Source organism: Eubacterium limosum (assembly GCF_000807675.2).
In the GTDB taxonomy this organism is placed as follows: domain Bacteria; phylum Bacillota; class Clostridia; order Eubacteriales; family Eubacteriaceae; genus Eubacterium; species Eubacterium limosum.
Map to the genome: position 1 here is coordinate 2674251 of NZ_CP019962.1, position 12338 is coordinate 2686588.

Here is a 12338-nt window from a genome sequence, read left to right on the forward strand (position 1 = left end):
AAAACTTCTTAATAAATGCAATTTCAAAAACAACATTCTTTTGAGCTCAGAAAGAGAACAAAAGAAAAACAAAACGAAATGCGAAAGCATTCGTGGAGATCAAGAAACAAAGAGCACAGGGTGAATGCCTTGGCACTGGGAGCCGAAGAAGGACGCGACAAGCTGCGAAAAGCCACGTTTAGGAGCACATATCCGTTGAGACGTGGGTGTCCGAATGGGGAAACCCGGCGGTCAGAAGGGCCGTCACCGTTAAGTGAATCCATAGCTTAACGGAGGGAACCCGGGGAACTGAAACATCTTAGTACCCGGAGGAAAAGAAAGAAACATCGATTCCTTAAGTAGCGGCGAGCGAACGAGGAAGAGCCCAGAATCCATCAATCATTTCCGTTTAGCAGAAGGGCATGGGAAGGCCCCGCAAAGAGCGTAAGACGCGCGTATGCGAAAAGCCGAGATGAGGAGATTCGAGGAGTACCACGGGACACGTGAAACCCTGTGGGAAGATGGGGGGCCCACCCCCCAAGGCTAAATACTACCCAGTGACCGATAGCGGAAAGTACCGTGAGGGAAAGGTGAAAAGAACCCCGGGAGGGGAGTGAAATAGAAACTGAAACCCTGTGCTTACAAGCAGCTGGAGCGCAAGTGACAGTGTGCTTTTTGTAGAACGGGCCAACGAGTTACGGTATGTAGCGAGGTTAAGCACTTCAGGTGCGGAGCCGAAGCGAAAGCGAGTCTGAATAGGGCGCCTTAGTTGCATGCTGTAGACCCGAAACCGTGTGATCTATCCATGACCAGGGTGAAGCTTGGGTAAAACCAAGTGGAGGCCCGAACCAGTGTCTGTTGAAAAAGGCTTGGATGAGTTGTGGATAGGGGTGAAATTCCAATCGAACACGGAGATAGCTGGTTCTCCCCGAAATAGCTTTAGGGCTAGCGTTCTGTGATGAATGACGGAGGTAGAGCACTGAATTGGGTAGGGGGCGTCAAGCTTACCGAACCATATCAAACTCCGAATGCCGTGCATTTTAACAGGGCAGTCAGACAGTGGGAGATAAGTTTCATTGTCAAAAGGGAAACAGCCCAGACCATCCGCTAAGGTCCCCAAGTACTGATTAAGTGGGAAAGGATGTGTCACTGCACAAACAACCAGGATGTTGGCTTAGAAGCAGCCATACATTTAAAGAGTGCGTAATAGCTCACTGGTCGAGTGGTGGTGCGCCGAAAATGAACGGGGCTAAAATCAGGCACCGAAGCGATGGATTGTACCATAAGGTACAGTGGTAGGGGAGCAATCTCTTAGGGGCGAAGCCATTTCGTAAGGGATGGTGGACTTAAGAGAAGAGAGAATGTTGGCATGAGTAGCGAAAGTGAAGTGAGAATCTTCACCATCGAAAGCCCAAGGTTTCCTGAGGAAGGCTCGTCCGCTCAGGGTTAGTCGGGGCCTAAGCCGAGGTCAAAAGACGTAGGCGATGGACAACTGGTTGAAATTCCAGTACTACCTCAATGCGTTTGAGAAATGGAGTGACACAGAAGGATAAGCGAACCCGGCCGTTGGAAGAGCCGGGGCAAGCAGTGAGACTGCAGCGGGAGGCAAATCCCCCATTGCATAAGGTCAAGCTGTGATGCGGAACGAAAAATAAGTAGGGAAGTCGCCGATTTCACGCTGTCAAGAAAAGCTTCTATCGAGCAAAGAGGTACCCGTACCGTAAACCGACACAGGTAGGCGAGGAGAGAATCCTAAGATGAGCGGGAGAAGTGTTGTTAAGGAACTCGGCAAAATGACTCCGTAACTTCGGGAGAAGGAGTGCCCCTTCGGGGGCCGCAGAGAAGAGGCTCAAGCGACTGTTTAGCAAAAACACAGGTCTCTGCTAAATCGAAAGATGACGTATAGGGGCTGACGCCTGCCCGGTGCTGGAAGGTTAAGGGGAGTGCTTAGCGTAAGCGAAGGTGCGAACTTAAGCCCCAGTAAACGGCGGCCGTAACTATAACGGTCCTAAGGTAGCGAAATTCCTTGTCAGGTAAGTTCTGACCCGCACGAAAGGCGTAACGATTTGAGCGCTGTCTCGACAACACACCCGGTGAAATTGTAGTACTCGTGAAGATGCGAGTTACCCGCGACAGGACGGAAAGACCCCGTAGAGCTTTACTGTAGTCTGGCATTGAGTTTTGATATAACATGTACAGGATAGGTGGGAGGCAGAGAAGCATGCACGCCAGTGTGTGCCGAGCCATTGTTGGGATACCACTCTTGTTATATTGGAATTCTAACGCGTTGCCGTAATCCGGCAAGCGGACAGTGTCAGATGGGCAGTTTGACTGGGGCGGTCGCCTCCTAAAAAGTATCGGAGGCGCCCAAAGTTACCCTCAGGATGGTTGGAAACCATCTGTAAGAGTGCAAAGGCAGAAGGGTGATTGACTGCGAGAGAGACATCTCGAGCAGAGACGAAAGTCGGGCTTAGTGATCCGGTGGTTCCGAGTGGAAGGGCCATCGCTCAACGGATAAAAGCTACCTCGGGGATAACAGGCTTATCTCCCCCAAGAGTCCACATCGACGGGGAGGTTTGGCACCTCGATGTCGGCTCGTCTCATCCTGGGGCTGAAGCAGGTCCCAAGGGTTGGGCTGTTCGCCCATTAAAGAGGCACGCGAGCTGGGTTCAGAACGTCGTGAGACAGTTCGGTCCCTATCCGTCGTGGGCGTAAGATATTTGAAAGGAGCTGTTCCTAGTACGAGAGGACCGGAATGGACAAACCGCTGGTGCACCAGTTGTTCCGCCAGGAGCATCGCTGGGTAGCTAAGTTTGGAAGGGATAAGTGCTGAAGGCATCTAAGCACGAAGCCCCCCTTAAGATAAGATATCTCATTCGAAAGAAGTAAGGCCTCTGGAAGACGACCAGGTAGATAGGCTGGAGGTGGAAGTGCAGCAATGTATGGAGCTGACCAGTACTAATCGGCCGAGGTCTTGATCCCATCAAGACATTTTGAAAACTCTTTTCCTTTATGTTGTTTTGAATGACCAAAAACCGAATAAAAACGCAAGATTGATCTCGTGATGATGGCGAAGGGGAAACACCTGTTTACATACCGAACACAGAAGTAAAGTCCTTCAGCGCTGAAAGTACTTGGTGGGCAACTGCCTGGGAGGATAGGACATCGCGGGGTCTTAAATAATCCTCAGTAGCTCAACGGTGGAGCACTCGGCTGTTAACCGATAGGCTGTAGGTTCGAATCCTACCTGGGGAGCCATTTGAAGACAAACGGATATGGATAAGCAGGAACTTTTCCATATCCGTCTTTTTAAGCCAAAGACATTTGGCCCCTTGGTCAAGCGGTTAAGACACCGCCCTTTCACGGCGGTTACGGGGGTTCGAATCCCCCAGGGGTCACCATTTTTAATAACACCATGCGGCCTGGTAGTTCAGTTGGTTAGAATGCCAGCCTGTCACGCTGGAGGTCGAGAGTTCGAGTCTCTTCCAGGTCGCCATTTTTATCTTAATATTACCAATTTTTGTGACCCATTAGCTCAGTTGGTAGAGCATCTGACTTTTAATCAGGGTGTCGGGCGTTCAAGTCGCCCATGGGTCACCATTTTTTTATTTGTTTTAGGTTTTATAATTCAATAAGTTTATATTAAGCTGATGTGGCTCAATTGGCATAAGCAGAGAACCCAAATCTGTGATTTGGTGTGAATCGCTTAGTTAGGCAGATGGCCGGGAGCAGCAATTGTTCGAATTGGAATTTAATAGGTTTATCATTAAGCTGATGTGGCTCAATTGGCAGAGCAGCTGATTTGTAATCAGCAGGTTGTAGGTTCAAGTCCTATCATCAGCTCCATTTTTATTTTGGGGAGATGCCCGAGTGGCTAAAGGGGGCGGACTGTAAATCCGTTGACTGAGTCTACGATGGTTCGAATCCATCTCTCCCCACCATTATAACGATCGTTGGATCGTTTTTTTTATTGCAAAAATTCAACCCGTATTGTTACGATACGGGTTGAATACAAAAGGCCTCTCTTAATTGAGAGGCCCCAAGGTTCAAAGTATAATTATTTACCGCCACAGGCTGTTCGATTTGGATGTCTTGTGACAAAACCATTAATATCTTCTTTTGGGTTGTAAACAGAAAGAATCATTGTTCCTTCATTAAGGTCTAATTTGTGTTCAGAATACTCGGTTAATTTTTCGATTTCCAAAACAGCAGCCTTCGCTTCATCAACATTTGTAAATTCTTCCAGTGAAACTGTAGCGATGCCATCATCTGAATAATTTGCAGATTCCATCTTTTTCAGTAAGGTTTTTGAAATATCATTCAACATAGTAACCACCTTTAATCCTTTCATCGATTACGTGACCTATTTTGATTATACGATAACTTTGAAGTCTTGTCCACAAGATGTCAAAAATTTACTACTAATCAAAATAGGCGGCTTAAATAAAGCCTCTACTTTATCTTTATATGAAATTATACCCTAAGATTTAAGAAAATAACAAAATCGAGGAAATGTAAGTAAATTTCCACTGGGGTGATTGACAAAAATGCGAAAAATGAGATACTATAATAAGGATTACAATGTAATTTTGGTAGATTATATTAGGAGATGTTTGAAATGGTAAATTTAACAATTGACAATCAGAAAGTGAGCGTTCCCGAGGGCACTACGATCCTTAACGCCGCTAAAGAAGTAGGGATTGATATCCCGACTTTGTGCTATTTTAAAGGCTTTGATCCTGAAGGAAGCTGCAGGATGTGCCTTGTTGAAGTGGTAGGAGCCAGAAGACTGGAGACCGCTTGTTCAACACCGGTAGGCGAAGGGATGGTCGTCTATACGAATAATGCGGTTGTTCGTAAAGCACGCCGCTTTGTCTTAAAAATGCTTTTCTCAGATCATACATTTGATTGCTTTACCTGCTACAAATTCGGCACCTGTCGTTTTGTCGATCTAAATGGGAATTGTATCGAGTATGACGAAGTGAAAAGCTTTGGTCAATCTTTGGAAAAGGGTCAGCCAATCGATGACTCAAGTCCTTTTTATACTTATGATCCCAACAAATGTATTTTATGTAATCGTTGCGTTAAGGTTTGTGAACACCTTCAGTGCAATCATGTTTTAGCAAAATGCGACCGTGGTTACGAAACAAATATTAATCCAGTTTTCGATATGCTGCGCGGTGATAAAAACTCAAACTGTGTAAACTGTGGAAATTGTATTGCCGAATGCCCTACAGGAGCACTGGCGCCGAAAAAGTTCATGCCGCTGCCTTATACCGATACGGTAGAAACAATTTGCCCTTATTGTGGCGTAGGCTGTACTTTGAAATTAAAGGTTCGGGATAACAAGATTACAGATGTTATGAGTGTTCCGGGCAATGTTAACAATAATCTTCTTTGTGTTAAAGGGCGCTTTGCCCATGATTTTGTGGCCAGTGAGGATCGTCTGAAAACGCCGCTTATTCGAAAAAATGGCGTTTTGGAAGAAGCAACCTGGGAAGAAGCTTATGATCTGATTACTCAGAAGCTGAAAGAAGCGATTTCAGAAGGCCCGCAGGCTGTGGCAGGTTTTTCGTCAGCCCGCTGTACCAATGAAGAAAACTATTTGTTCCAGAAATTTATCCGATCAGTCGGTAAGACGAACAATGTTGACCATTGTGCGCGACTTTGTCATGCCTCTACCGTTGCTGGGCTGGCTAAATCCTTTGGAAGCGGTGCTATGACAAACAGCATCGAAGAAGTGGATGTGATGGATGTTATTCTCGTCAGCGGTTCAAATACCACTGAGACACATCCTGTCATCGGTGCTAAGATCAAGCAGCGAGTACAGAAAGGCGCGGCGCTGATTGTGGCGGAACCGCGTAAAATTGAACTGGCAAAATATGCCGATGTATATCTTCAGATCAAGCCAGGCACCAATGTTGCCCTGTTTAATGGTTTGATGAAAGCGATTTTAGATGAACATCTGGAAGACCGTGATTTTATTAACGAGCGGACTGAAAATTTCGATGCGCTTGAAGAATATTTAAACACAATTACAGTAGAAGAATGTGCTGAGATATGTGGAGTTGATCCCGAAGAAATGCGCAAGGCAGCACGTTTATATGCGACTAAGGATAAAGGCGGCATTTTCTATTCAATGGGTGTGACCCAGCACGCTACCGGAACCGATGGTGTTATGAGTACCGCTAATCTGGCAATGATAACCGGCAAGATTGGCCGTGAAGGTTGTGGTGTTAACCCGCTTCGTGGTCAGAATAACGTCCAGGGGGCCTGTGATATGGGGGCTCTTCCAGGCGATTTTACAGGCTACCAGAAGACGAATAACCCAGACGTTCTTGCGAAATTTGAGCAGGCCTGGGGAACAGAGCTGCCGACAAATGCAGGCCATACGATTACGGAAATTGTTGACGATGTGGATAAAAACATCGTGAAGTTTTTATATATTATGGGTGAAAACCCACTGGTTTCTGATCCCAACACAAACCATGTTAAGGAAGCCTTTGAGAAGGCAAACTTTATCGCACTCCAGGATATTTTTCTGACTGAAACGTCAGAATATGCGGATGTTGTTCTGCCAGCAATGGTTTATGCCGAAAAAGACGGTACATTCACCAATACCGAGCGCCGGGTCCAGCTGCTCAGAAAAGCTGTAAAGGCGCCTGGCGTGGCCAAAGAGGACTGGCGTATCATCTGTGAGCTTGCACAGCGTATGGGCTCTGAAGGCTTTAATTTTAACAGCTCAGCCGAAATTATGGATGAAATCGCATCGGTCACCCCGAGCTATGCCGGTGTGTCACACGAGCGTTTGGAACGCGGCGACCGAATTCAGTGGCCATGCCCTGACAAAGAATCAGAAGGTACTAAATTCCTGCATAAAGGCCAGTTTACGCGCGGAAAAGGCATGTTCAATGTTGCGCACTACATTGCACCGGAAGATCAGCCGGATGAAACCTATCCGATGATTCTCATGACTGGACGTATTCTGCAGCATTATCATACCCGCACGATGACTAAGAGAACTGCGGGCATTCAGGAGATTGTTGGAGATCCTTTCTTCGAAATTAATCCCAAAACGGCTGAAGAAAACGGATTTTCAGAAGGTCAGTTTATTCAGGTAACATCGCCAAGAGGTTCTGTAACCGCAAAAGCAGTCTATAATAAAGGAATTCAGGAAAACACCCTGTTTATGCCATTCCATTATGGTGACAAGGGTGCCAATTGCCTGACCGGCGGTAAGGTCGATCCGATCGCTAAGATTCCACCGTTCAAGGTTTGTAAAGTCTTTTTAGAAGAAGCAAAATAAATGTGGGCTCCCTTCATCATGGCTGGTGGTGGAGGGAGTGTTTTCATATTCTGGGAGAAAGACAATGAAAAAGTATAAAACAGCTGCCATCCTGGTTGGTGGAAAAAGCACCAGAATGGGAAAGGATAAAAAAAACCTCGTCATTTCAGGTAAAGCACTGTTGCAATCCATTATTGACCAGCTGGCCGCTTTGTTTGATGAAATAATCATAGTCGGCTGCAGTGAGGATGAGATTGTCGGTATTCATGGCATTACAGGTGTATATCCGGATATTTTGGATATCTCAGCATCCCTGACAGGAATCTATACCGCCTTGCTTTACAGCCAGTCAGACTATGTTTATGTCACAGCCTGTGATATGCCTAATTATGATTTGGCTTTTATTCGGCATATGATGACACTTTTAGAAGAAAATCCTGATAAAAAAGGCTGTGTCACACGTTATAAAGAGTGGATTGAGCCCTTCAATGCTTTTTATTCAAGGGACTTGCTGCCATCAGCAGAGCGTTTTTTAAAAAGTGGAAGAAAGAGCGTTTTTCATTACTTAAGCCGGGAAAATATTTATTATATAGCAGAGAAGGATGCTCGTATTTACACGCCGGATTGGCGCCTTTTTTGTAATTTAAACACCCCTGGAGATTTATCAAAGCATTTAAAAGGAGTTGGCGATGTCAGTGAAATTGGAAGAAATTGTAAAGATCACGCCAAGAGGCGCCAAAAGGGTCTTTGACCCAATGGTTGAGGAGTATCCGGTTACGTTGTATCTTAATGGACAGAAAATGATCTCATTGATGAGTACGCCCCAAAATTTAAAAGAGCTGGGTGTCGGCTTTTTTTATCTGAAAGGTCTTATAAAGGATATTCATCAGGTAAATAAAATAGAAATTGAGCGAAGTACTGTTAAGACAGGAGCGGCTGTTTATATTGACAGCCATGAGAGGACATCGAAATTAAAAGATTTTTTTGAATTGTCTGAGGAGAGCATTCTCACAAGGAATGAAGAAAAACAGACCTATCCCTTTGAGGCCGATTTTCAAACAGTATTGAAACGATACGGGTTGACGGAAAAAGGCATTTTTGAAATGATGGAAGGCTTCAGCCAGAAGTCGGAGCTTTTTGTAAAAACTGGCGGAGTGCACAGCATTGGTCTGTATGAAAAGGGAGAAGCCGTGCTGTTCTACGATGACGTCAGCCGCTACAATACCTATAATAAGCTGTTTGGCGGTATTTTGCTGAACCAAATCACCCCTGAAAACAAAATGCTTCTAACAACTGGCAGGATTCCAAGCGAGGTAATGACTTGGATCATCCAAAATGGTATTCGTTGTGTTTTATCCATTTCTGCGCCTACAAACGGAAGCGTTCAGCTGGCCAGAAAGCATGGAGTGACCTTGATGGGATTTGTAAGGGGAGAGCGACTGAATTTATACGCCTGAATGTAAAAAAATCATCAGAAAAAGGTTAAAAAAATCTTGACACTGGTGGCGTCATTTGTTATTATAATTGAGCACGTTACATACAGATGCTTTGCTCGTCTGAGTAACGCTGCATTGTGCGGATGTGGCGGAATTGGCAGACGCGCTAGACTTAGGATCTAGTATCTAATGATGTGGGGGTTCGACTCCCTTCATCCGCACCACTTTTTATATAAAACAAACACATTTATATGAAAAAAGTTAAAAAAGTGCTTGACAAAATAAAGAGGAGCGATTATAATAATATATGTTCGCTGATGAAAATTGTTCAAGCGAAGATAAGCGGAAGTGGCTCAGTGGTAGAGCATCGCCTTGCCAAGGCGAGGGTCGCGAGTTCAAATCTCGTCTTCCGCTCCATTTTATTTTTTGAGACTTATAACAGCTACGGCTGTTTTTATTTTTATTAAAATTGATTATCAAAGCAACAAAAAAATCCTGTTCTATGCAGGATTTTTTTTGTTTTTACGTTTTAAATTTCTTTTGGCCTGGAAGACAGCAAAGGTCATGGCAACTGTCATGTTTTGGATGCTGTTGTAGAGGGGATGGCGTTTTCCAGGAAGGCCAATATGTCCAAACGCATTGAGAATATGATTAGGCTTATGATTGTTTTTGGGTGTTTTTGAGCCGGTTTCAATGACCAGCCGCTTTCCGGCAATGCTGGTCAGCAATATATTGACGATATCATAAGCGCCCTCATAGGCCGTGATCTTTTCCCTGTTTTTTTTGATTTGATGATAATATTTGCCGATAAAATCAGCTGAAAAACCGGGGCTGTTAAAGCTGACACATTGATTGACACACTCGCCGTTTAGAATAGTGATATACTGCGCATCATTGCCGCCTTTAGAATGGCCTGCTAAATCAAAGTTTGAAAAGCCAAATTTTTTCTTGCAGTATTCATAGAAACGGAGAGCATTTTTCTGTTGGTCTGTTTCTGCGGAAAAAGCGCCTTTATAGTTATCAATCCATCCGCCAAGGCCAACGGTTCCTCTGAAGGTAATAATGCCTGTTTCAGGCGAATCTGAGCTGAAACAGAGACCATAAAGCCCATTTCGGGGTTCATCGGCCTGACTGAGAATCTGAAGGGACATCAGAGCACTGTCTTTCTGAATAAGCTCCAGAGAATGGCGCCACTCTTTAGAGGTCATGGCTGCGTCGCCTGCCAGTTTTGGATAATGACGGCGGTGAACAGCCACCATCTCAGAAATAGGGATGGGCAGGTCCTCCGGATGAACAGGAAGTGGAAGGGCTGTTAGCTGGCTTAAAAGATTCAATTGGCTATGACAAAGCATTGGAGGAACCTCCTTTCTGATAGGTGTTGGGAAGCGCCAAAACTATTCGGATTCCTTGAGCTTTGCCAGAGCTTCAGCAAAAGGATTGTTGACAGCTTCCTGATTTTCTTTTTTCATTTTGCGCATATAATTCTGAGCTTCACGTTTGCTGTTTTTCCGATTGCCGTCAAAATGTTTTTTGTTAAAGCTAGAAACCTTTTCTCTGAACCCGCAGCGTTTGCAGAAATAAAGAGCACCGTCGCCTTTACCGCGTATTTCCAGCTTAACATGACATTCGGGACAGCGGACATTCGTGTTTTTACTGACATTTTCACGGTAGCCGCAGGTTCTGTCCTGGCATACGAGCATCATACCGTATTTGCCTTTAACTTCAAGAAGGTTTTTTCCGCATTCTGGACATTTTTGTCCGCTTTTGTTGTCGTGAACAAATTTTTCGTTACTGTTTTTAACATCAGCGACCAGTTCGGTGGTGTAGGTTTTAATGTCTGCGATAAAAGCTTCAGGATCGCTTTTGCCTTTGCTGATCAATTCCAGCTGGCGTTCCCATTTTGCGGTCATGAGCGGCGATTTTAAATCAGCAGGAACCAGGTCGATAAGCTGTTTTCCCTTTGAGGTAGGATAAAGGGAATTCCCCTTTTTTTCAATAACAAACATCTTATATAATTTTTCAATGATGTCGGCTCTGGTGGCAACGGTTCCGATTCCGCCGGTTTCACCAAGGGTTTTGGCAGCTTTAGCGTCAACCTTCACCACTTTTTGAGGATTTTCCATGGCGGACAGCAGCGTGGCTTCTGTAAAACGTGCCGGAGGCTTTGTTTCGAGTTCTTTTAGAGAAATCTGGGAGACAGCAAGCGAATCCCCCTTTTTCAGTGAAGGCAATTTCTGGTCTTCGTTATCCTCATCGTATTCCTCCTCAGATTGATTTTCATAGACTTTTTTATAACCTAGTGTTACAATTTCACGCCCTTTAGCAGTCAGTGCTTCCCCGGCGATATCGGCTGTGACCGTTGTCTGCAAATATTCATAAGGGGGCAGAAAAACACTGAGAAAGCGCTTTATGACCAGGTCATAAATTTTTCGTTCATCGGTACTGAGGTTTGCCAGTATAACACGCTGTTCGGTAGGAATGATCGCATGATGATCGGAAACTTTGCTGTCATCAACAAAGCTTTTGTTTGTATGGATGCCGAGCTTGAAGATCTCGCTGACAGCCGCCTTATAAGGACCAATGGAAATTGTTTTGAGCCGTTCGGAGAGCGTTGGCACAATGTCCTGTGTCAGGTATTTTGAATCGGTGCGGGGATAGGTTAAAATTTTATGATTTTCATAAAGGCGCTGCATGATATTCAAGGTTTCTTTGGGACTCATACCAAAAAGGCGGTTAGCGTCTCTTTGAAGCTCTGTCAAATCATAGAGACCTGGAGAATAGCTTTTCTTTGGCTTTTTGCCGATATCTCTGATAACAGCGGATTTGCCCTTCACCTTCTGAAGAATTTTCTCTGCAGTTTCCCTTGAAGTGATGTTCTTTCCGTGCTGGCCCTGCCAGGTGAGTATAAATTGTGGCGTTTTAACCTGAATGTTGTAGTAAGGTTTGGGTTTGAAATTTTTGATTGCTTCTTCACGCTCGACGATCATGTTAAGCGTTGCAGACTGAACGCGGCCAGCAGAGAGCTGGGCGTTATATTTGACGGTCAAGGCTCTTGTGATATTAAGCCCGACCAGCCAATCCCCCTCAGCGCGGCATTGCGCAGCGCGGTAGAGGTTATTGAATTCGGCGCCGGGTTTTAAATGCTTAAAACCCTCTGAGATGGCTTTGTCAGTCACAGAGGAGATCCAGAGGCGTTTGATTGGTTTGCGGCAGTGTGCCTTATCCAGAATCCATCGGGCAACAAGTTCACCTTCGCGGCCAGCATCGGTCGCGATGATGATATCTTTTACTTCGGAACGGCCGAGAAGAGAGGAAACAATTTTATACTGCTTTCCGCTGCCCTTTAAAACAGTGAGTTTCATGTGCTCCGGCAGCATAGGGAGTGATTCCATATTCCAGTTTTGATATTTTTCGCCATAGGCCTCGGGATCGGCCAGTGATACCAGATGGCCAAGAGCCCAGGTGACAATGTAGTGTTCGTTTTCGAGATAACCGTTTTGTCCATTTTTGCATTTCAGGACGCGGGCAATATCTTTTCCAACAGAAGGTTTTTCTGCAAGAACAAGAGTTTTATTTTGTGACATAAAAAGTCCTTTCTGTATTAATAAGTGTGTAAAATGATAAAAACGGACCAAATG

General features: G+C 45.0%; 6 protein-coding genes, 8 tRNA genes and 2 rRNA genes. 13 read left to right on the forward strand and 3 right to left on the reverse strand.

The genetic code is table 11. The annotated features are described in order from the left end of the window. Positions 1–97: 97 nt before the first annotated feature. From B2M23_RS12570 to B2M23_RS12605, 8 genes are all read left to right on the forward strand, one after another. Positions 98–2961 (forward strand): 23S ribosomal RNA (locus B2M23_RS12570). A gap of 75 nt (positions 2962–3036) precedes the next feature. Beyond that, positions 3037–3153: ribosomal RNA gene (rrf, locus tag B2M23_RS12575) — 5S ribosomal RNA — on the forward strand. Between the two features lie 9 nt (positions 3154–3162). After that, positions 3163–3237 (forward strand) — tRNA-Asn (locus B2M23_RS12580). A gap of 68 nt (positions 3238–3305) precedes the next feature. Beyond that, a tRNA-Glu gene (locus B2M23_RS12585) sits at positions 3306–3380 on the forward strand. Between the two features lie 18 nt (positions 3381–3398). Then, positions 3399–3475 (forward strand) — tRNA-Asp (locus tag B2M23_RS12590). A gap of 28 nt (positions 3476–3503) precedes the next feature. After that, a tRNA-Lys gene (locus tag B2M23_RS12595) sits at positions 3504–3579 on the forward strand. Positions 3580–3749: 170 nt separating this feature from the next. Further along, positions 3750–3825 (forward strand) — tRNA-Thr (locus B2M23_RS12600). A 10-nt stretch (positions 3826–3835) separates the two neighbouring features. Continuing rightward, positions 3836–3920: transfer RNA gene (locus B2M23_RS12605), tRNA-Tyr, on the forward strand. A 116-nt stretch (positions 3921–4036) separates the two neighbouring features. On the opposite strand, the gene B2M23_RS12610 is transcribed toward B2M23_RS12605, so the two are convergent. After that, positions 4037–4306 (reverse strand): hypothetical protein, encoded by a 270-nt coding sequence (locus B2M23_RS12610; protein ID WP_038354072.1) that lies wholly within the window; start codon positions 4304–4306, stop codon positions 4037–4039. A 291-nt stretch (positions 4307–4597) separates the two neighbouring features. Between B2M23_RS12610 and fdhF the strand changes: the two genes are divergently transcribed. The 5 genes from fdhF (at position 4598) to B2M23_RS12635 (ending at position 9117) form a co-directional block, all read left to right on the forward strand. Continuing rightward, a complete protein-coding gene (fdhF, locus tag B2M23_RS12615) occupies positions 4598–7285 on the forward strand; it encodes a formate dehydrogenase subunit alpha (RefSeq protein ID WP_038354071.1) in 2688 nt (895 codons plus the stop codon). A 64-nt stretch (positions 7286–7349) separates the two neighbouring features. After that, positions 7350–8015, forward strand: a complete 666-nt coding sequence (locus tag B2M23_RS12620; protein WP_052237483.1) for a molybdenum cofactor guanylyltransferase — start codon at positions 7350–7352, stop codon at positions 8013–8015. Next, positions 7954–8721 carry a formate dehydrogenase accessory sulfurtransferase FdhD gene (fdhD, locus tag B2M23_RS12625; protein ID WP_038354070.1) on the forward strand — a complete coding sequence of 256 codons (768 nt, stop codon included), beginning with the start codon at positions 7954–7956 and terminating at the stop codon, positions 8719–8721. The genes B2M23_RS12620 and fdhD overlap by 62 nt, the downstream gene beginning before the upstream one ends. 118 nt (positions 8722–8839) lie before the next feature. Continuing rightward, positions 8840–8924, forward strand: a tRNA-Leu gene (locus B2M23_RS12630). Between the two features lie 118 nt (positions 8925–9042). Further along, a tRNA-Gly gene (locus B2M23_RS12635) sits at positions 9043–9117 on the forward strand. 83 nt (positions 9118–9200) lie between these two features. Here B2M23_RS12635 and B2M23_RS12640 read toward each other — a convergent pair. Together B2M23_RS12640 and B2M23_RS12645 are read right to left on the reverse strand one after the other, a co-directional pair. Continuing rightward, positions 9201–10052, reverse strand: coding sequence for an Mbeg1-like protein (locus tag B2M23_RS12640; RefSeq protein ID WP_038354069.1), 852 nt, complete (start codon positions 10050–10052; stop codon positions 9201–9203). Positions 10053–10094: 42 nt separating this feature from the next. Further along, complete coding sequence (locus B2M23_RS12645; protein WP_038354068.1) at positions 10095–12284, reverse strand: DNA topoisomerase III; 2190 nt, start codon at positions 12282–12284, stop codon at positions 10095–10097. Positions 12285–12338: the final 54 nt, after the last annotated feature.